The sequence below is a fragment of the Tsukamurella paurometabola genome, assembly GCF_900631615.1.
In the GTDB taxonomy this organism is placed as follows: Bacteria; Actinomycetota; Actinomycetes; order Mycobacteriales; family Mycobacteriaceae; genus Tsukamurella; species Tsukamurella paurometabola_A.
On record NZ_LR131273.1, the window covers coordinates 638,724 to 658,924 of the forward strand.

Below are 20,201 nucleotides of genomic sequence, written 5' to 3' on the forward strand. Positions count from 1 at the left end.
TTCGAAAGATGTCGGCGTCAAGCGGCGGTGGGAGCGGCCTCGTCGCTGTCGGCACCTGCCGACTCCTCGGTGACCGGCACGTCCGCACCAGCGGTGGCGTCGGCGCCCGCGGATTCCTCGGATGCGGCGGATTCCTCCGACGCGTCCTCCGCCGGGGTGTCCGTTGCCGGAGCCTCCGTCACTGGGGAGTCCGTCGTCGGGGACTCGGCGGGAGTCTCCACCGGGGTCTCCGCGGGCGCCTCGGTGGTCGGTGTGCCGGCCGCCGGAGCCTGCGCGTCGGGCACCGTCGGGGTCGAGGGCTGCGAAGCGCCGCCCGTCGACGGTTCGGACACCGCGTCGTCGGTGGTGTCGACGACGGAGGTCTCGACCGCGGCCTTCGCCGGAGCGTCCGCACGGGCCGTGGCGACACCCGCGTCCGCGGTCTTGCCGGTGAGCCCGTCGAGGAAGCCGGTCCCGACACCGAGCAGGCCCGGCAGCAGGCCGATGGTGAACGGGTTGTCCGAGAACAGCGCGTTGTTGCCCTCGGTCAGCGTGGCGCCCAGGCCCGCCACCGCGGCGTTGATCGCGGCGATCGGATCGCCGGTAGCGAGCGCCTTCACCGCGTTCTCGACACCGGTGAGCGCGGCCGACGGCACCATCCGCGTCGCGTTGTAGAGCCCGAGCGTCAGGTACAGCAGCGGCTCCGCGGCACCGTCGAGGCCCTTGCCCAGCGGGCCCAGGAACGGGTTGAGCTTGTCTCCGGTCTGGAGCACGGCGCCGCCGAGCTCGAGCAGCGGAGCGGCGAGGATGCCGTGGATGACCTCGTAGGACTGCGACCAGTTCCCGCTCGGCACGCCACTGAGCAGGGTGCTGAGGATCCGCTGTACGCCGTCGGGTCCGGCGAGGTTGGTCGCGATCCGGGTCAGCGTATCCGTCCAGATCCCGCCGATCGCGCCGAAGTCGGGCAGTGCGGTCGGCGACGCCGCGAGCGTGGACGCCGACGCGGACGCGAAGGTGACCTCATTGCCCGTCGGCAGGGTGAACGGCCCCGCGTTCGCCCAGTCGGATCCGGCGATCCCGCCGAGGACCGTCGGGAGCAGGTTGATCAGGCTGGGGATCGCGCCGTACTCGCCGAACAGCGCGCCGATGACCTTCTCGTTCACGACGGACGCCGTGCCGAACAGGGACGTCAGCGCCGCGGCTGGGCCGCCGGTGCCGAGCGCCTTCAGCGCGGCGGTGACGCCGTCGGCGAGGAGCGCCGGCACCTCGACGCCCGCCTGGAGCGGACCGAGCGCGAGACCCAGGAGCGGCCCCAGCGCGGCCGTCAGACCGTCGCCGATCGGCCCGAGCTGGCCGCCGATCGCGTCCATCACCGGAAGCAGGCTGATCGCGGGCGTGAGGATCGAGCCGGTGATCGTCGTGACGAAGGTCGTCCACGCGTCGCCCACCTTGCCCGCGGCGAGATCGGCCTGGATCTTCTCCAGGTTCACCAGCAGGTTGTCCTCGAGGTATTCGAAGAAGGCCTTGCCGGCGTCGCCGGCGGCGCCCGCGATCGTGGCGGCGTTGCCGAGTTGGTCCTGCACCAGCTTCGTCAGGCCGGTGACCGGGTCCGTGACGAACTTCAGGCCCATCGCCGTGGCCCAGTTCGCGACGGCACTGGCGGCGCCGCCGAGGTCCTGGACGATCGGCGGGAGCGACGGTGCCGTCACCGCGCCCATCGACGTGGCGACGGGCGCGACCGCGACGGCCGCCGCCGCGGCCAGGGCGACGGCGGGTGCGGCGTAACGACGGTGGGAGGACCGAGGATCTGCTGCGAGCATGGAGAAACACCCTTCAACTGGAGTGAGCCGGATCACACACGAACCGGACGAACGGAACATACGCCCACGTCGTGGATTATCGGACCGCTTTCGAAGAAGCTTTGCGACACCACACGTCAATCTGTCTCAATGCGGTCTGCACGTTTCTGAACACGCCTGGTCAGCGCCACATTTTTTGCCCCGGGTACGGGACCGCTCCCCGGCGGGGGAAGTCGTGGCCGGTAGTTCCACGCGTCGGCGCCGGGGAGCGGTGTCGCACCGGGTCGCACCCGGGATCAGACGTCGGGGTCGGCCTCCGCGCCCGTCGCGGCGTCATCCGCGCCGCCCTCCGAAGCGCCGCCCTCCGACGCGCCGTCAGTCGCACCCGACGGCGCACCCGCCTCGACCCCCGTCGGGGCCTCGACGGTCGGCTCGGCCGGGGTCGTCGGCTCCGCCGGGGTCGTCGGCTCCGCCGGGGTCGTCGGCTCCGCAGGCGTCGTCGGCTCCGCAGGCGCAGTCGGCGCGGTCGGCGCGGTCGGCGCGGCGGCGTCATCCTCGGCGACCGTGCCGCCCGTCGGAGCGCCGACGGACGGAGTGCCGACGGACGGGGTCGACGCCTCGACGGCGACGGCGGTCGTCGCGGGCGCGGCGGTGCTCGCGACGGAGTCGGTGGACGTCGGAGACTCCGCGGCGGGCTTGAACGCGTCGAGGATGTTCTTGCCGATGTTCGCCAGCCCCGGGAAGACCGCGTTGTCGAAGGGATTGTCCTTGGCGACGAACAGGCGGTCGTTGAGGAACGTGGTCAGTGCGCCGACGTCCGCCGCGAGCCCGGTGAGCGCCTTGGCGGGATCGCCGGAGAGCAGCGCGGTCACCAGGTTCTGGCCGATCGCGACCACCTTGCCCGGGGTGTCGAAGAGCACCGCCAGCGCGGAGTTCCCGAGCCCGATGAAGTCCGCCTGGGAGTTCGTGAGGCCGACGCCGATCGGGCCGAGGTAGGGGTTCACCAGATCGGTGATCGGCATGACGCCGCCCAGCAGGACGATGATCGACAGCGCCTTGGCCTTGTCGGTGACGTCGCCGATCGCACCGGCCGGGTCGCCCTTGCCGAGCTTGCCGAACGCGTCGGTGATCGTCTTCAGTACGCCGGGCGTCCACTCATCGCCCTTGACGCTCGCGGCGAACATCTCGAAGCCCGCCTTCCATGCCTCGAACAGCGTCGCGAAGTCCGGCATCCCCAGCGCCGGGGCGGAGGCGACGGCGGCGCGGGCAGCCATGGCGTCGGCCTGGGCGGAGGCGGGCAGCTTGGGGATCAGCTCGCCCAGCACCGCGGAACCGGCCTTGACCAGGTTGGGGATGAGCCCCGTCGACGCGTTCGTGATGTTGGCCTCGAGGAACTTGCCGATGCCGGCGACGCCGGTCGAGACGGCGGCGCCGATCTTGGTGACGTCGCCCGAGAGGACGGCCTTGGCGATGCCCTCACCCGCGGCGAGCACCTCGTAGGGCAGGCGGAGCGCGAGCGCGAACGCGGACTGGCCGAGCGGGATCAGGTGCGGAAAGGCGGCTTCGAGCCCCTTGCCCAGGGCGCCGAGCTTCGGGTTGAACTGGTCCGCGATCGGGAAGAGCACCGACATCAGGCCGATGAGGGCCGCGGCCTCGATGGCGCTGCCGATCGGCCGGTAGGCGCCGGCGACGCTGCCGGCCTTGATCGACGCGAGCGCCTGCTCGAACGCGTTCGGGAGCCCGCCACCGCCCTCACCCGTTCCGGCGAGGCTGGCCTGGACCTGCTTGAAGGCCTCCTGCAGCGTCTCCGCGAGGAAGGTGACGTCGCCCCAGCCCCAGGTCGGCGCGGCCGCGGCGGCGGCCGGGCCGGCGGCGCCGGGCAGGAGGTTCGCGACGGAACCGGCGACCTGCGTCTGCAGATTCACCAGCTTCGCGGGGTTCACGAGAACGGTGGAGGCCGGCGCGGTGACCGCGCCGACGGAGGCGGTCACGGGCGCGACGGCGATCGCCGCGGCGGTGACCATGGCGAGGGAGGCGCCGGCGTAGCGGCGCGGGACGGATCGACGGACGACGGCTTGCATGTCAGGCAGCACCCTTCGGCTGGAGTGAGTCCGATCACAGCAGATTCGGACCAGCGCACCATACAACCCACACCGTGGATATACGTCCGAATTTTGGAAACTTTGCGACATCAGACGTTGATGTGTCGCAACAGTTGATCCACAGTGGGGGTTAATTGCTGGTCAGAGGTTGCGCTCGTCAGGACATGGTCCGTCGGTCAGCGGGCGGCCGACGCGGGCACCAGCAGGCCGATCGGCCCACTCCCCACGCAGGCGACCAGGCCCGGTGTCTCCGCGCGCGCGACGAGACCGTCGCCGGTCCCCGTGACACGGGCGTAGACGGTGTGCGCTCCTCGACGGACGGGCACCCGCACCGGCGTCGCGCCGCGCTGCTGCTGCAGCACCACCACCCCGTCGGACGAGGCGAGGTAGTTGAGCTCGACCACCCAGTCCCAGAAGGCGAGCGGCCCCTCGTACGCGAGCGTCACCGGCGCACCGTCGTCGACCCGGGTGCCGCAGGGGAACGGACCGAGCGGCAGGCTGCGGACGCGTGTGACCCGCCCGGGCTGGAAGCGCCCCTGCTGGTCCACGACGGTGGCCTCCCGCGCGTACTCGGCGAACCGCGGGTGCGTGGGTTGCGTGGCCAGGATCCGCGACAGCCGGTTGTTCGGGCCGGCGAGCCGGGCCAGGACGTCGCCGTACACCTCCTGGTCGAGCACCTCGCGGTCGGCGTAGGCGGCCGATCCGGCGCGGAGGTTCTGCAGGTAGGGACCGGTCGGGTTGTCGTGCCACAGGGGCGCGAAGCGGACCGCGGACAGGGTGCCGCTCACCGCGAAGGCGATCACGACGGCCGCCCAGAACCGCCGGCCGCTCGTGAATCCGGCGACTCTCGACCTCACGAGGCCGAATCCGGCCCCGTGGCCCCGGAATCCGCCGGTGTCACACCGCAGAACGATCGCCGCGGCCAGCGTGAGCACCCACGCGAAGTCCGCGAAGTAGCGCAGGGAGAGCGGCAGCAGCGCCGACGTGTACTCCGAGCTGCGCAGGAAGAAGACGGTCGACGAGGCGCCGAGGAAGTACACCGCGGCCGCGCCCCAGACCGCGAGCCCCCGCGGGGCGCGCCACCACGTGACCGCGAGGATCGCGACGATCGCGACCAGCCCCACGACGGTGATCGTCACGTCGGTGACCACGAGCGGCGGGCCCGGGTTCTCGCGTCGCCACGTCCACGGCCCGCCCACCGCGGCGGGTGCGAGCACCGCGTTCACCGACCGCCACAGCACCCGCGCCGTGAACCCGACGGTGTGCGTGCCCGGCCGCGACGCGGTGACCGACAGCCACAGCACCACCCACGCCACGACGACCAGCGCGAACGCCGCCCACAGCCACCGGCCGCGGCGCAGCACGGTCCGCACGGGCCGGCGGTGACCGCGCACGTACGGCAGCAGGCCTGCCGCCGCGAACGCGACGAAGGGAATGACCAGCGCCTTCTCGAAGAAGAGCAGGGAGACCAGGAGCGCCGCGACGGCGTACGCGCCGGACCTCCGACTCCCCCGCAGGTACCGGATCGTCTCGGCCACGACCACCGCGAGCCCGATCTGCAGCGGCAGCGCGTTGAGCGCCGACGCCCACCAGGCCGTCGCGGTGAGCGTGAGCGGCGTGAACAGCAGGAAGACGAAGGGGATCAGCACCCCGGGGCGCCGGCCCGCGACGATCACGAGTGCGCGCAACGAGAGCAGTGAGGCCACCAGCTGCAGCAGCAGGATCGACGCGGCGGCCGCGGGCCAGCTCAGCGGCGCGACCTTGGTGATCGCGGCGGCCGCGAACAGCGTGCCGGGCATGAAGTGCCCGTCGTAGTCGACGAACCACCCGCCGAGGTCGGTGAGCGGGCGCGCCGCCCGGCCGATGAAGGCCACGTCGTCCCAGTAGAAGTTCCCGCGCGCCAGCACGTACCCGCGGACCGCGAGCTGCAGCACGATGAGGACCGCCGCGCCGATCCACAGCTGTCGCCGCGGTGCGGGGAGTCGGGGCCAACGGAGCACGGTGCTCGATGGTAGATCCCACGGCTGTGGAAAACTTGAGCCATGAGCACACCGGACGACACCGGCGCCGAGACGCCGCTCGCCGACGAGGAGATCCAGGCCCTGCGCGAGGAGATCGACCGACTCGACGCGGAGATCCTGGCCGCGGTCAAGCGCCGCAGCGAGGTCTCGCAGATCATCGGCCGCACGCGCATGGCGTCGGGCGGTACGCGGCTGGTGCACTCGCGGGAGATGAAGGTGCTCGAGCGGTTCTCCGAGCTGGGCCGGGAGGGCCACACCCTCGCGATGCTGCTGCTCCGCCTGGGGCGGGGCCCGCTCGGCCGGTAGCGCCCGACGGTCCGCGGTCAGGCGCGGGCCGGGATCCCCGTGAAGAAGTCGACGAGGGCGCCGGGCGCGGCGTCGCCCAGTAGCAGGGTCGCCATCGCGTCCGCGGCGGCCGCGGACTCCGCGGCGCGGTCGAACATCTCACTCTCGTAGGCGGCGAGCGCCGCCTCGGGATCGCCGGGGTTCTCGACGAGGTGCCGGGCCAGCTCGGCACCGTCGAACAGCGCGATGTTGGCGCCCTCGCCGGCGGGTGGGCTGACGTGCGCCGCGTCGCCGACCAGCGTGACGCCCGGGACGTGGTCCCAGCGCAGCCCGACGGGAAGCGTGTAGAGCCGCCGCGGCACGAGCGGCGTATCCGATTCGGCGATGAGCCGGAGCAGGTCCTCCGACCAGCCCGGGTACTCGGCGATCACGCGATCGGCCGCCGCCGGATCCGCCCAGTCGATCCCGTCGGCCCAGTCCTCGGCGACGTGCAGTTGGGCGTAGGTGTGCACGATGTCGCCGGCCTCGGCGTGGGTGCTGATCCCGCGGCCGGGCGCGAGGGCGAACATCGCACCCTCCCCGACCAGCTCGGCGATGCCGGGGTGCCGGCGCCGGACGTCGTGCAGGTAGGTCTCGACGTAGGTGGTGCCGTAGTACGACGGTGCCTCCTCCGTCACCAGAGCGCGCACCCTGGACCAGGCACCGTCGGCCCCGATCAGCAGGCCGGTCGGGACGGTGGTCCCGTCGGCGAACGTCACCTCGTGCCGCCCGCCGCCGAGCGCGCGCACCGCCGTCACCTTGGCGCCCCAGCGGATCGTGCCCGCCGGGAGGGAGTCGAGGAGGAGGCGGCGCAGGTCGCCGCGGAGCACCTCGGGCCGGCCGCCGTCGCCGTCGTCGGGCAGGTCGAGCAGGACGGTGCCGTCGCGGTCGAGCGCCCGGGTGGCCTCGCCGCCCTCGTGGATCAGGGCGCGGAACCCAGCGGTGAGGCCGGCGGCCTCGAGCGCCGCCTGGCCGTCCGCCTCGTGGATGTCGAGCTGGCCGCCCTGGGTGCGCGACATGGGCGTCGGCTCGGCCTCGTAGATCACGGCGTCGATGCCGTGGACGTGCAGGACGCGGGCCAGGGCGAGGCCGCCGAGCCCGGCGCCAATGATCGTGATGGGTGTCCGCATGGCACTCCCCTTTCGGTTGGAACATCGTTCCAACCGAGTTTGGAACAATGTTCCAATTGTGTCAAGATGGACGCGTGCCACCCCGCAGCCGCCGCACCGACGCCCTCTCCCGCGAGCGCATCGTGGAGGCCGCGATCGGCCTGCTCGACGCGAGCGGCCCCGACGCGCTGACCTTCCGCGCACTCGGAGGCGCCCTGAACACCGGCAGCGGCGCGATCTACCACCACGTCGCCGGGAAGGACGAGCTCCTCGCCGCCGCGACCGACGCGGTGCTGCGGCCGATCCTCGCCGCGCCCCCGGGCGGCGCCGACCCCCGGGAGACGATCCGCGCGCTGGCGCTGGCCCTGTTCGACGCGATCGACGCACACCCGTGGCTGGCCGCGCAGGTGATGGCCGACCCGGGCCGGCCGGCGAACCTGCTGCTGAGCGAGCGGATCGGCGGCGCGGTGCTGGCGATGGGCACGCCGGAGGCGGCGCTGTTCGACGCGGCCACCGCCGTGGTCGGCTACGTGCTCGGCTCCGCCGCGCAGAACGCCGCGAACGCCCGCTCGGATCTCGCGCGCAGCGGGCCCAGCCGCGCGGAGTTGCTGGGCGGCGTCGCCTCCCGCATCGAACAGCTCGACCCCGACGAGTTCCCGTATCTGCGCCGCATCGCCGCCACCATTGCGGGCCACGACGACCGCGCCCAGTTCCTGGCGGGACTCGACCTGCTGCTGGCGGGCATCGACGCCCTGTAGCGGCTGCACCACACCCACTGCGATCCGTCAAGGATCACGTTCACGGTGCCATCGAACCCCAGGTCGAAGGGGCTTTCTCCGCCAGACTAGCGGGCATGCCCAGCCCTGACGACTATCTCGTGTGCGCCACCCAGCGCAGCGGGAGCACACTCCTCGTGGAGTCCCTCGCGGCCACCGGCGTCGCCGGGCGGCCGCAGGAGTTCTTCCAGTACTACCCGTCCTCGTCGCTGTCGCCGCAGCCCCGCGAGTGGTTCGCCGGCGTCGACGATCCGTCGCTGCTCGACCTGCTCGACCCCATCGATCCCGGCACCGTCGACCCGCGCGGTCCGGAGCAGTGGCGCGCCGACGTGCTGCGCGAGGGCCGGACGCCCAACGGCGTGTGGGGCGGCAAAATCATGTGGAACCAGACCCCCGTGCTGGTCGCCCGCACGCGCACGGCGTCCGGCTCGGTCCGGACGGCCATCCGGTCCCTGTTCGACGGCGCCGACCCCCTCTACGTGCACGTGCACCGGCCCGACGTGGTCGCCCAGGCCGTCTCCATGTGGCGCGCGGTGCAGACCCGCGTCTGGCGCGACGATCCCGATCACGACGTGGAACGCGACGAGCGCGCCGTGTACCGCGCCGAGGGGATCGCCCACCTCGCGGGGATCCTCCGCGAGCAGGAGCGGGCCTGGCGGGCGTGGTTCGCGTTCGAGGGCATCACCCCCCTCGAGATCGACTTCCACGAGCTGACCGCCGACCCGCGGAAGACGACGGCCCGCGTGCTGGACGCGATCGGGCAGGACCCGGATCTCGCTCCCCCGCCGCCGTTGAAACCCCAGTCCAACGCCCGCTCGAAGGAGTGGGCGGAGCGCTACCGCGCCGACGCCGCCGAGAACGGATACCCCCTATGAGCACACTGACGCCCGAACCGATCGCCGCCGTCGACGAACTCCGCGTCCTCGAGGCCGAGGCGGTGCACATCATCCGCGAGGTCGTCGCCGAGCTGGAGCGCCCCGTGCTCCTGTTCTCCGGCGGCAAGGACTCGATCGTGCTGCTGCGGCTCGCGGAGAAGGCGTTCCGGCCCGCGCCGCTGCCGTTCCCGATCCTGCACGTGGACACGGGGCACAACTTCCCCGAGGTGATCGAGTTCCGCGACCGCCGCGTGACCCCGACCGCGGAGAACCCCGACGGGATCGAGCTCATCGTCGCCTCGGTGCAGGAGTCGATCGACACGGGCCGGGTCGCGGAGTCGACGGAGTCCTCCGGCTCGCGGAACCGGCTGCAGACCCGCACCCTGCTGGACGCCCTGGAGGCGGGCAACTTCGACGCCGCGTTCGGCGGCGCCCGCCGCGACGAGGAGCGGGCGCGCGCCAAGGAGCGGGTGTTCAGCTTCCGCAACGAGTTCGGCCAGTGGGACCCGCGGGCGCAGCGCCCCGAGCCCTGGTCGCTGTACAACGGCCGCATCCGCCGCGGCGAGTCCGTCCGGGTGTTCCCCCTGTCCAACTGGACCGAGCTCGACATCTGGCGCTACATCGAACTCGAGGGCCTGGAGCTGCCGTCGATCTACTACGCGAGCGAGCGGGAGGTCTTCGAGCGCGACGGGATCCTGCTCACCGTCTCGGAGTTCACGCCGCCGCGCGACGGGGAGACCGTGAACCGGGAGTGGGTGCGCTACCGCACCGTCGGCGACCTGACCATCACCGGCGCGGTCCGCAGCCGCGCCACCGCCATCGCCGACGTCATCGCGGAGATCTCCGCCGCCACCGTCTCGGAGCGCGGCGAGACCCGCGCCGACGACCGCACGTCCGCCGCCGCCATGGAGGACCGGAAGAAGGAGGGGTACTTCTGATGACCGAGGTACTCATCAGGAACACCACCCGGCAGCTGCTGCGCCTCGCCACCGCGGGCTCGGTCGACGACGGCAAGTCGACGCTCATCGGCCGCCTGCTGCACGACACCGGCAGCCTGCCCACGGACCACCTCGACGCCGTCACCGACGGCGACGAGGTGGACCTGGCGGCGCTGTCCGACGGCCTGCGGGCCGAGCGCGAGCAGGGCATCACCATCGACGTGGCCTACCGCTTCTTCTCGACCGCCACCCGCAGCTACGTGCTCGCCGACACCCCCGGCCACGAGCGGTACACCCGCAACATGTTCACGGGCGCCTCGAACGCGCACGTCGCGATCCTGCTGGTGGACGCCCGCAAGGGGGTGCTGCGCCAGACCCGCCGGCACGCCCGCATCGCGACGCTCCTCGGCGTGCCGCACGTCATCGCCGCGGTGAACAAGATCGACCTCGTGGACTTCTCCGCGGAGCGGTTCGCGGAGGTCGAGGCGGAGCTCGCCGAGCTCGCGGTGCGGCTCGGCCTGGACGCGATCCCCGCGATCCCGCTGGCCGCCAAGCTCGGCGACAACGTCGTGCACCGGTCCGCGCACACCCCCTGGTACGACGGCCCGACGCTGCTCGAGCACCTCGAGGGCGTGCCGCTGCGGGCACCGTCGGCGGTCGCGACGGAGCTGCGCCTGCCGGTCCAGTGGGTCTCCCGGCCCACCGCCGAGCGGCGCCGACGGTACGCCGGCCGCGTCGCCGCCGGAACGCTGACCGTCGGCGACGAGGTGCTGGTCCTGCCGTCGGGCAGCCGTTCGACGGTGACCGCGCTCGACACGCTCGACGACGACCGCGCGACGGCGGTCGCCCCGCTGTCGGTCTCGGTCGAGTTGGCCGACGACATCGACGTGGGCCGCGGCGACGTCCTCGTCTCCGGCGCCGAGGGCGCGCACCTGCCGGTGAACGCCCGCGAGCTGGAGGTCACCGTCTGCTGGCTGGCCGAGAAGCCCCTGCGGGCGGGCGACCGCGTGGCGCTCAAGCACGCCACGGCGACGGTCCGCGCGACGGTCCAGTCCTTGGAGCGCCGCCTGGACCCCGAGACGCTCATCGAGCAGGTCGGGCCGAGTGAGCTGGCGCTCAACGACATCGGCACCGTGACGCTGCGGACCTCGTCGGTGGTGGTGGCCGACCCGTACGCGCAGAACCGGGATACGGGCGCGCTGATCCTCATCGACGAGGCGAGCTACGACACGGTGGGCGCGGGCACGATCGCGGAGGCCCGCGAGGTGGTTCCCGGGCAGGCGACCCGCAACGACATCCGCTGGCACCCCAGCTCGCTGGGGCGGGCGGAGCGCTGGGCGAGGACCGGGCAGCGCGGCGCGACGGTGTGGTTCACGGGCCTGCCCGCCTCCGGCAAGTCGACGGTGGCGGTCGCCCTGGAGCGGGCGCTGGTCTCGCGGGGCCGCGTCGCCTACCTCATCGACGGCGACAACATCCGCCACGGCATCTCCGACGACCTGGGCTTCTCCCCCGGCGACCGGGCGGAGAACATTCGCCGCGTGGGGCACCTGACGCGCCTGTTCGCGGACGCCGGGGTGATCTCGATCGCCTCGCTGGTCTCGCCGCTGCGATCCGACCGGGAGATCGCCCGGGAGCTGAACCGGGCCGCCGACATCGACTTCCTCGAGGTGCACGTCTCGACGCCGGTGTCCGAGTGCCGCAAGCGCGACCCGAAGGGCCTCTACGCCCGCGCGGACCGCGGCGAGCTGCGGGGCCTCACGGGCGTCGACGGGCCGTACGAGAAGCCCGAGAACCCGGACCTGCGCTTCGACACCACCGGCGCCGACACCGACGAGCTCGCGCAGCGGGTGATCGCGCTGCTCGTGGAGCGGGGAATACTCGAGGAGTGAACTGCTGCACGCCCGAGGGCCCGGACCTGCCGCCGCATGCCGGTGCGGTGCCGGGCGGCGGTGCGGTGCCGGGCGACGGTGCGGTGCCGGGCGGCGGTGCGCATCCGATCCCCCAGGCGCGTGTCCCGGCCGGTGCGTTCGCGATGGGCGATCACCACGGCGACGGCTACCGCGCCGACGGCGAGCTCCCGGTGCACCGGGTCGTGCTGCCGGGCTTCGCGATCGACGCGACGACGGTGACCGTCGCCGCGTTCGCCGCTTTCGCCGACGCGACGGGGTACGTCACCGACGCCGAGCGGTTCGGCGCGTCGGCGGTCTTCCACGCGAGCGCCGCCCGGCGCCGGGAGCGCAGCGAACGGGCCGAATCCGTCCAGCACCCGTCCGCCGGGGTGCCGGTCCCGGGCACGCCGTGGTGGCTGACGGTGCCGGGCGCGACGTTCCGCGCGCCGGGCGGGCCGGGCACCGTCGCCCTCGACGACCATCCGGTCGTGCACGTCTCGCACGCGGACGCCCGCGCCTACTGCGCGTGGGCGGGCCGGGCCCTCCCGACCGAGGCGCAGTGGGAGTACGCGGCGCGCGGCGGCCTGGACGGCGCCCGCTACCCCTGGGGCGACGAGCACCCCGTGCCGGGGCGGGACTGCAACATCTTCGTCGGGGACTTCCCCAAGCCCGACGGTGCGGTCGGCACCGTCGCGGCGCGCTCGTACGCGCCGAACGGCTACGGCCTGTACCAGGCGGTGGGGAACGTGTGGGAGTGGTGCGCCGACCGGTTCTCGGCGCGCTACTACCGTGCGTCACCGGAGGTTTCGCCGACGGGGCCGGACCGCGGGACCGCCCGGGTGCTGCGCGGCGGCAGCCACCTCTGCCACGACTCCTACTGCTACCGCTATCGCACGGCGGCCCGCAGCCACAACACCCCCAACTCGACGGCGAGCAACATCGGATTCCGCACCGTGTCCGATTCTGATATCGTGATTCCATAGATCCGATATACACCGGAGGTGCGACATGTCCGCGACACTGCCCGAATTCCGCGACGCACCGCTGAAGCTCACCTCCCTGCGCGCGCCTGAGGGCCTCTTCGACCGGGCGCGGGAGGAGCTGGGCTACGCATCCAATCAGGACATGGTGGTCAGCCTCGTCGAGCTGGCGCTCAAGCAGAAGCTCCAGCGGGACATGATCGAGCGGATCGCATCGAATCCCGACGGTCCCTACGCCGCGCTCGCGGATCCCGAGTTCCTCAAGGAGGCGAGGCGGTGACGCTTCCGGTCGACGAGCGCCCTGTGCCGCACATCGTCGACAACTCCGTGTGGTCGAGGATCCAGACCGGCGAGATCGGCAGCACCGCGCTGACATCGTTCACGACGGGCGGGAACTTCCTCGCGGCATGCGCGCCGCAGCTCCTGGAAGCGCTCTACTCCACACGTTCTCCCCGGGAGTGGGACTCCGAATACGCCACGAACTGGGAGTTCCTCGACGTGCTGCATCCCGGCGTCGAAACCCACGCCGTCTCCGTCGAGCTGCAGCGCCGACTCTGGCACTCCGGCAAGGTACGCGCGGCCGGCCCCGTCGAGACGATGATCGCCGCGATCGCCATCCGCCACGACGCGGTCGTAGTGCATCGCGACAGCGACTACGAGCGGATCGCGGAGGTGGCGCCGGAGTTCCGGCAGGTGCGGGTGTAGATCAGGCGTTCGCTGCGTCGGCGCGGGCCCGCTCGGCCGACTCGCGCGGGACCAGTTCGCGGCGCTCGCCCTGCGGGCGGCGCGACGGCAGCGGAACCTCGTCGGCGTCGGGCTCGGCCCGGCCGGCGAAGAAGGCGGCCATGAACGCCTCGGCGATCTTGGTGCCCTCGGCCTCCGACGGCAGCACGTCGCCGGTCGTCTCGCGCCAGTTCGCGAGCACGCCGGCGAGGCGCCGGGCCACCCACTGGTAGGCCGGCTCATCGATCACGTTGTGCCGCTCGTACGGGTCGACGACCAGGTCGTACAGCTCCCGACGGGGCCGCGGCGCGGCCGTCGCGTACGGGTCGAGCGACGCGGCCGACGAGCTGTCCGCGATGTCGAGCGGCAGCAGCAGCGCGGGCCGGTCGGCGTAGTTCTCGATGTAGCTGAACTGCTTGGTGCGCACGGCGCGGATCGGGTCGTAGGCGTCGTGGTAGGTCTTCTGCGTGAACAGCCCGGCGCGCACCTGCTCGCCGGTGGGCTCGAGGAGTTCGGCCGCGTGGGTCTCGCCGTCGAGGTCCTCCGGCAGGGGCAGGCCGAGGAGGTCGAGCACCGTCGGGGTGAGGTCGACGCCCGAGAACAGGTCGTCGTACACGCGCGGCGCGAGGCCCAGGGCGCGGGGCGGCCGGGCGATGAAGGCGACGCCGGTGCCCTCGCCGTAGAGCGTGGACTTGGCGCGGGGGAAGGCGAGGCCGTGGTCGGTGATGAACAGGATCCACGTGTTCTCGGCGAGCCCCAGCTCGTCGACCGTGTCGAGCAGTCGCCCGACCGCGGCGTCGGCCTGCGTGATGCTGCCGTGCAGCCCGGCCAGATCCTCGCGGACCTGCGGGGTATCGGGAAGGAAGCCGGGCACGCCGATCGCGTCCGGGTCGGCGGGCACGTACTGGTCGACGGGGTACGGGCGGTGCGTCTCGAAGAACCCGGCGGTGAGGAAGAAGGGCTCGTCGCGCGTGGCGGCGTCGGCCAGCCATCCCTGCGACTGCGCCACGACGTAGTCGCACAGCGAGTCCGAGACGTCGGCGGTGTCGAAGCCCAGCCGGCTCGGGTCGGCGCTCTCGTGCTGCATGCCGAACAGGGCGCTGCGGTAGCCCGCCTCGCCGAGCAGCGCGGGCAGGGTCCGCACGTGGTCGTGATACTCGAAGCCGTGGTGCGCGAGGCCGACGAGGCCGTTGCGGTGCGGGTGCAGGCCGGTGAACAGCGATCCGCGCGCGGGCGAGCAGAGCGGCGCCGTCGCGTGGGCGTCGGTGAACCGGATCCCCTCGGCCGCGAGGCGGTCGAGGTTCGGGCTGACGACCCCCTCCGCGCCGTAGCAGGTGAGGTGGCGACCCAGGTCGTGCCAGTGCACCAGGATCACGTTCTCCCGCGTGCCGCTACCCGCCTGCTCGTCCACCACCCCTCGACGGTGCCACAGACCGCTGCGCCGCGGTGAGGTTTGCGATCACCCCGACTGCAATTGAACACTGTTTCCGACAGAGAAACCGCAGGTCGCGGTGATCGTAAACGGTATTCAATTGCGATGGGCGGTCACTGGAGGGCGATGTAGCGGGTCTCCAGGTACTCCTCGATGCCCTCGCTGCCGCCCTCGCGGCCGAAGCCGGAGGCCTTCACGCCGCCGAACGGGCCGGCGGGGTCCGAGATGACTCCGCGGTTCACGCCGACCATGCCGGACTCGATCCGGTCGGCCACCCGCAGTGCGCGGTCGAGGTCCTTGGTGAAGATGTAGGCGGCCAGGCCGTACTGGGTCGCGTTCGCGGCGGCGACTCCCGCGTCCTCGTCGGCGAAGGAGACGATCGGGGCGACGGGGCCGAAGACCTCCTCGGTGAGGATCCGGGCGTCGGCGGGGACGTCGGCGAGCACCGTCGGCGGGAAGAAGTGGCCGGGGCCGTCGGGCGCGACCCCGCCGAGCCGCAGCGTCGCGCCCTTGGCGACCGCGTCCTGCACCAGCTCCGAGACGGTGGCCTGCTGGTCGGCGGAGACCAGCGGCCCGATGGTCACGCCCTCGTCGATGCCGCGGCCCAGGACGTACTTCGCCATGCCCTCGACGAGCTTGTCGGTGAACTCCTCGAGCACCGACTCGTGCACGTGGAAGCGGTTGGCGGCGGTGCACGCCTCGCCGCCGTTGCGCAGCTTCGCGAGGAGGGCCTGCGCGACGGCGTGGTCGACGTCGGCGTCGTCGAAGACGACGAACGGCGCGTTGCCGCCCAGCTCCATCGACGTGCGCAGGATGCCGGGCGCCGACTGCGCGACGAGCGCGGCGCCCACCTCGGTGGACCCGGTGAAGGTGAGCTTGCGCAGCCGCGGGTCGGCGAGCAGCGGCCCCGTCAGCGCGCCGGACTTCGAGGTGGGCAGCACGGAGATCACCCCGTCCGGCACGCCCGCGTCCTTGAGCACCTCGGCGAGCAGCAGCATCGTCAGCGGCGTGAGGCCGGCGGGCTTGACCACCATCGTGGCGCCGGCCGCCAGCGCGGGCCCGATCTTGCGGGTGCCCATCGCCAGGGGGAAGTTCCACGGGGTGATCGCGAGGCACGGCCCGACGGGGGCCTTGCTCACCAGGATCCGGCCGGTGCCGGCGGGCGCCGGCGTGTACCGGCCCGCGATGCGGACGGCCTCCTCGGAGAACCAGCGGAAGAACTCCGCGCCGTACTTGAGCTCGTTGGCCGACTCGGGCAGCGCCTTCCCCATCTCGAGGGTCATCAGCAGCGCGAAGTCGTCGGCCCGGGCGTGCAGTCCCTCGTAGGCGGCGCGGAGGATCTCGCCGCGCTCCCGGGCGGGCGTCGCGGCCCACGCGGGACCCGCGGCGACGGCCGCGTCGAGCGCGGCGGCGCCGTCCTCGGGCGTGGCGTCGGCGACCTCGACCAGCACCTCCTCGGTGGCCGGGTCGTGCACCGGAAAGGTTGCGCCCGAACTCGAATCGCGGAACGCTCCGCTCACGAAGATCCCCGTGGGGATGCGGTCGAGGAGATCACGGACGCGCTGTTCGGTTGCCATACCGCCACCCTAGCTCCGGGCCGAGCGTGCGCGCAGGGCGTTGTCCGGGCACCGCCTGTGACCTCGTCCGTGAACCGCCCGCGGCGGCGCTGCGGACACTAGGCTGGCCGCCATGAGCGACAGCGACATCACCGCGTCCACCGCCTGGCGGAACCTCGTCGATCACCACCGCGAGATCGCCGGCACCACCCTGCGGGAGCTGTTCGCCGCCGACCCGGACCGGGGCTCGGACTTCGTCTTCGAGGTCGGCGACCTCTACATCGACTACTCCAAGCACCGCGTGACCCGGGAGACGCTCGGCCTGCTGGCCGCGCTCGCCGACGAGGCCGGGGTCGCCGCGCGCCGCGACGCCATGTTCGCCGGCGAGCACATCAACGCCACCGAGGACCGCGCCGTGCTGCACACCGCGCTGCGCGCACCGTCGAGCCGGGACCTGCACGTCGACGGGCAGGACGTCACCGGCGACGTGCACGACGTGCTGGAGAAGATGGGCGCGTTCAGCGAGGAGGTCCGCTCCAGGCGCTGGCGCGGCGCGACGGGCGAGCCGATCACCGACGTGGTGAACATCGGCATCGGCGGCAGCGACCTGGGGCCCGCGATGGTCTACCAGGCGCTGCGCGCGTACGTGCAGCGCGGCCTCACGTGCCACTTCGTCTCCAACGTGGACCCGGCCGACATCTCGGCCACGCTGGCGCAGCTCAACCCCGCGACCACGCTGTTCATCGTCGCCTCGAAGACCTTCTCCACGCAGGAGACGCTCACCAACGCGCACGCGGCGAAGGCCTGGCTGCTGGAGAAGCTGGGCGTCGGGGAGGAGGCGGTCGCCAAGCACTTCGTCGCCGTCTCGACCAACGCGGAGCGGGTCGCGGCGTTCGGCATCGACACCGCGAACATGTTCGGCTTCTGGGACTGGGTCGGCGGGCGCTACTCGGTGGACTCGGCGATCGGCCTGTCGGTGATGATCGCCGTCGGGCCCGAACGGTTCGCCGAGTTCCTCGCCGGGTTCCGCACCGTCGACGAGCATTTCGCGACCGCGCCCGCCGCGTCGAACGCGCCGCTCATGCTCGGGCTGATCGGGCTCTGGTACTCGGACTTCTTCGGCGCGCAGTCCCGGGCGGTGCTCCCCTACGCGCAGGACCTGGCCCGTTTCCCCGCCTACCTGCAGCAGCTGACGATGGAGTCGAACGGCAAATCGGTGCGGGTCGACGGCACGGCCGTCACCGTCGACACCGGCGAGATCTTCTGGGGCGAGCCGGGCACCAACGGCCAGCACGCGTTCTTCCAGCTGCTGCACCAGGGCACCCGGCTGGTGCCGGCGGACTTCCTCGGCTTCGCGCAGTCCACCGACGACCTGCCCACGACGGACGGCGTCGGCACCATGCAGGACCTGCTCATGAGCAACCTGTTCGCCCAGACCAAGGTGCTCGCGTTCGGCAAGACGGCCGACGAGATCGCCGCCGAGGGAACCGATCCGGCCGTCGTGCCGCACAAGGTGATGCCCGGGAACCGGCCCACGACCACGATCCTCGCGCCGAGACTCACCCCGTCGGTCGTGGGCCAGCTCATCGCGCTCTACGAGCACCAGGTGTTCACCGAGGCCGCGGTCTGGGGCATCAACGCCTTCGACCAGTGGGGCGTCGAGCTGGGCAAGGTGCAAGCCAACGCGCTGCTGCCCGTCATCGCATCGGACGGTGCCCCCGCCGCCGACCTCGACTCGTCGACCGGCGCGCAGGTCCGCTGGTACCGCGCGCAGCGCGGCCGCACCGTCTGACCCGCAGGCCTAAGGCCGTTCCGTCGCCGCCCGCTCGCGCCAGGGGTTGGTGAGGCGCGCGGCGGCGTCGGCGAGCGCCTCGGCGACGGTCGCGATCCGCGCCTCGTCGACCTGCTCGGACGGGATGGCGACGCCCAGACCCAGCGGCGGGTCGCCCGGCGCCCACGCGGGCAGTGCGACCGCGATGCCGGTGACGCCGAGGGTGCCGTGGCCGGGGTCCAGGGCGTAGCCGCGCTCGCGCACGCGCGCCAGCTCGGCGCGGATCGCGGCGTCGGTCACCTCGCTGCCGTCGACGGCGCTGCGCGCGGGCACCGCGTCCGCGAGGGTCGCGTCGAGCTCGTCGTCGGGCAGGCCGGCCAGGAGGGCGTGGCCGGTGGCGGTGAAGACCGCGGGGAGCCGGGAGCCGAGCGGGGTGCCGAACCGGTAGGGCACGCGCCCCTCGTGCCGCGCCAGGTAGAGGGCGTGCGCACCGTCGAGCATCGCGATCTGGACCAGCTCGCGGCGCAGCACGGGCGAGGCGGAGATGACCGGGAAGAATTCGCGGACCTGGTTGAACTGCAGAGCGTAGGCGCCGCCGATCTCCGCCGTGCGCCGGCCCAGGGAGAAGCCGCCGGGCACGCGGCGGATCATGTCGCCGTCCTCGAGGGCCTGGCAGAGGTTGGCGCACGAGGACTTGGCGATGCCGAGGCCGCGGGCCAGGTCGCTGAGGCTCAGGGCCGGACTCTCGGACTCCGCGAGCAGCGCGAGGATGCCGATCGCGCGGGTCACCGCGGGCGCCGGGGCGCGCGTGCCCTCGGGCGAGGCCATCAGTAGAACTCCACCGTGTCGACGACGTTCGCCATCGGCGCACCGTCGAGCAGGGCGGTGGCGTTGCGGGCGAAGAGCCGCGCGATGCGCCTACCCTCCTGCCGGCTCAGCGCCGCGGTGTGCGGGCTGGCGAGCACCCGCGGGTGGCCCCACAGCGGGCTCTGCTGCGGGAGCGGTTCGGTCGCGAAGACGTCGAGGGCGGCGAAGCCGATCCGCCCGTCGTCGAGGGCCCGCAGCAGCGCGTCCTCGTCGATGACGGTGCCGCGGCCCACGTTGGCGAGCAGGGTGCCGGGGCGGACACCGGCGAGGAGTTCGGCGCCGATGAGCTTCTCGGTGGCGGCGGTGCCGGGCAGCGTCACGACGATGGCGTCGACCTGCGCGGCCGCGGCGGCGAGCTCGTCGAGCGGGACCACGCGATCCACGTGCTCGACGGGGCGGCCGCTGCGGGAGGTGCCCCAGACCGTCGAACCGCAGGCCTTGAACCGGGCGGCGGTCGCCGCGCCGATGCCGCCGAGGCCCACGATGAGCACCGTCATCTCGTCGAGGTGGCGCATGGCCCAGCGCTCGGCGGGCCAGTGCCGGGCGGCCTGATCGTCCTCGAGGCGACGCAGGTCCTTGGCGCCGGCGAGGATCCCGAACAGGGCGAACTCGGCCAACGTCGATCCGTGCACGCCCGCGCTGGTGGTGAAGGCGACGCGCTCCAGTTCGGCGGACGTCAGGCCCGCGGCGCGCACCTGGGCGCCGCCGCCGGCCGCGGTCGCGTGCACCCAGCGCAGCGACGGGTTGGCGCGGACGACGGCGGCGAGCCGCGCGGGCTGCACGTCGGGGATGCCGAACAGGGCGTCGGCGCCGTCGAGGAGGGCGGTGAAGGCGGCCTCCTGCTCGGGGGTGCGGGCGAAGGTGGGGTCCCCCTCCCAGTCGGCGTCCCAGCGGGCCGGCCGGTTCAGGGAATGGTCGCGCAGCAGCTCGACGCGGGGTTCGAGCCGCTCGATGAGCAGGCAGTCGTCCTCGGGCAGGTCGACGGCGAGGGCGGCGCGGAGCGTGGCGGTCATACCGCGAGTCTAGTCATTCGGCCAACATATTGAACGCAATTCGCTAG

At 72.8% G+C, this 20,201-nt stretch carries 17 protein-coding genes; 9 read left to right on the forward strand and 8 right to left on the reverse strand.

Going from position 1 to position 20,201, the window contains the following annotated elements:
* Positions 1 to 17: 17 nt before the first annotated feature.
* The 3 genes from ELY19_RS03315 to ELY19_RS03325 all read right to left on the reverse strand — a co-directional run bounded on the left by ELY19_RS03315 (position 18) and on the right by ELY19_RS03325 (position 5,880).
* Positions 18 to 1,799 (reverse strand): hypothetical protein, encoded by a 1,782-nt coding sequence (locus ELY19_RS03315; RefSeq protein ID WP_126194934.1) that lies wholly within the window; start codon positions 1,797 to 1,799, stop codon positions 18 to 20.
* A gap of 275 nt (positions 1,800 to 2,074) precedes the next feature.
* A complete protein-coding gene (locus ELY19_RS23600) occupies positions 2,075 to 3,859 on the reverse strand; it encodes a hypothetical protein (RefSeq protein ID WP_197715976.1) in 1,785 nt (594 codons plus the stop codon).
* Between the two features lie 197 nt (positions 3,860 to 4,056).
* On the reverse strand, positions 4,057 to 5,880 hold the full coding sequence (locus ELY19_RS03325) for a hypothetical protein (RefSeq protein WP_126194935.1): 1,824 nt from the start codon (positions 5,878 to 5,880) through the stop codon (positions 4,057 to 4,059).
* Between the two features lie 42 nt (positions 5,881 to 5,922).
* On the opposite strand from ELY19_RS03325, the gene ELY19_RS03330 reads away from it, so the two are divergent.
* Positions 5,923 to 6,207: a chorismate mutase gene (locus ELY19_RS03330; protein WP_126194936.1), complete on the forward strand. Its 285-nt coding sequence runs from the start codon at positions 5,923 to 5,925 to the stop codon at positions 6,205 to 6,207.
* Positions 6,208 to 6,224: 17 nt separating this feature from the next.
* Here the strand turns inward: ELY19_RS03330 and ELY19_RS03335 are convergent, their stop codons facing one another.
* Entirely contained in the window at positions 6,225 to 7,355 is a 1,131-nt protein-coding gene (locus ELY19_RS03335; RefSeq protein WP_126194937.1) for an FAD-dependent oxidoreductase, read from the reverse strand.
* A 74-nt stretch (positions 7,356 to 7,429) separates the two neighbouring features.
* Here ELY19_RS03335 and ELY19_RS03340 point away from each other — a divergent pair, with 74 nt between their 5' ends.
* From ELY19_RS03340 to ELY19_RS03365, 7 genes are all read left to right on the forward strand, one after another.
* Positions 7,430 to 8,092 (forward strand): TetR/AcrR family transcriptional regulator, encoded by a 663-nt coding sequence (locus tag ELY19_RS03340; RefSeq protein WP_227967156.1) that lies wholly within the window; start codon positions 7,430 to 7,432, stop codon positions 8,090 to 8,092.
* A gap of 95 nt (positions 8,093 to 8,187) precedes the next feature.
* Positions 8,188 to 8,985 (forward strand): trehalose 2-sulfotransferase, encoded by a 798-nt coding sequence (stf0, locus tag ELY19_RS03345; protein WP_126194939.1) that lies wholly within the window; start codon positions 8,188 to 8,190, stop codon positions 8,983 to 8,985.
* Positions 8,982 to 9,923 carry a sulfate adenylyltransferase subunit CysD gene (cysD, locus tag ELY19_RS03350; RefSeq protein ID WP_126194940.1) on the forward strand — a complete coding sequence of 314 codons (942 nt, stop codon included), beginning with the start codon at positions 8,982 to 8,984 and terminating at the stop codon, positions 9,921 to 9,923. The genes stf0 and cysD overlap by 4 nt, the downstream gene beginning before the upstream one ends.
* Positions 9,923 to 11,812, forward strand: coding sequence for an adenylyl-sulfate kinase (cysC, locus tag ELY19_RS03355; protein ID WP_126194941.1), 1,890 nt, complete (start codon positions 9,923 to 9,925; stop codon positions 11,810 to 11,812). The genes cysD and cysC overlap by 1 nt, the downstream gene beginning before the upstream one ends.
* Complete coding sequence (locus tag ELY19_RS03360; protein ID WP_126194942.1) at positions 11,809 to 12,795, forward strand: formylglycine-generating enzyme family protein; 987 nt, start codon at positions 11,809 to 11,811, stop codon at positions 12,793 to 12,795. The genes cysC and ELY19_RS03360 overlap by 4 nt, the downstream gene beginning before the upstream one ends.
* Positions 12,796 to 12,820: 25 nt before the next feature.
* The gene (locus ELY19_RS23335) at positions 12,821 to 13,072 is read left to right on the forward strand and encodes a hypothetical protein (RefSeq protein WP_164711498.1); all 252 of its coding nucleotides are present in this window, start codon (positions 12,821 to 12,823) and stop codon (positions 13,070 to 13,072) included.
* Positions 13,069 to 13,497 carry a PIN domain-containing protein gene (locus ELY19_RS03365; protein ID WP_164711499.1) on the forward strand — a complete coding sequence of 143 codons (429 nt, stop codon included), beginning with the start codon at positions 13,069 to 13,071 and terminating at the stop codon, positions 13,495 to 13,497. Before ELY19_RS23335 ends, ELY19_RS03365 begins: the two co-directional genes overlap by 4 nt.
* A 1-nt stretch (position 13,498) precedes the next feature.
* Here the strand turns inward: ELY19_RS03365 and ELY19_RS03370 are convergent, their stop codons facing one another.
* Together ELY19_RS03370 and ELY19_RS03375 are read right to left on the reverse strand one after the other, a co-directional pair.
* Positions 13,499 to 14,926, reverse strand: coding sequence for a sulfatase family protein (locus tag ELY19_RS03370; protein ID WP_126198672.1), 1,428 nt, complete (start codon positions 14,924 to 14,926; stop codon positions 13,499 to 13,501).
* Positions 14,927 to 15,060: 134 nt separating this feature from the next.
* Positions 15,061 to 16,524, reverse strand: a complete 1,464-nt coding sequence (locus ELY19_RS03375) for an NAD-dependent succinate-semialdehyde dehydrogenase (protein ID WP_126194944.1) — start codon at positions 16,522 to 16,524, stop codon at positions 15,061 to 15,063.
* Between the two features lie 112 nt (positions 16,525 to 16,636).
* On the opposite strand from ELY19_RS03375, the gene pgi reads away from it, so the two are divergent.
* The gene (gene pgi / locus ELY19_RS03380; protein WP_126194945.1) at positions 16,637 to 18,295 is read left to right on the forward strand and encodes a glucose-6-phosphate isomerase; all 1,659 of its coding nucleotides are present in this window, start codon (positions 16,637 to 16,639) and stop codon (positions 18,293 to 18,295) included.
* A gap of 9 nt (positions 18,296 to 18,304) precedes the next feature.
* On the opposite strand, the gene ELY19_RS03385 is transcribed toward pgi, so the two are convergent.
* Entirely contained in the window at positions 18,305 to 19,102 is a 798-nt protein-coding gene (locus ELY19_RS03385; protein ID WP_126194946.1) for an IclR family transcriptional regulator, read from the reverse strand.
* The gene (locus ELY19_RS03390) at positions 19,102 to 20,154 is read right to left on the reverse strand and encodes a D-2-hydroxyacid dehydrogenase (RefSeq protein ID WP_126194947.1); all 1,053 of its coding nucleotides are present in this window, start codon (positions 20,152 to 20,154) and stop codon (positions 19,102 to 19,104) included. The genes ELY19_RS03385 and ELY19_RS03390 overlap by 1 nt, the downstream gene beginning before the upstream one ends.
* Positions 20,155 to 20,201: the final 47 nt, after the last annotated feature.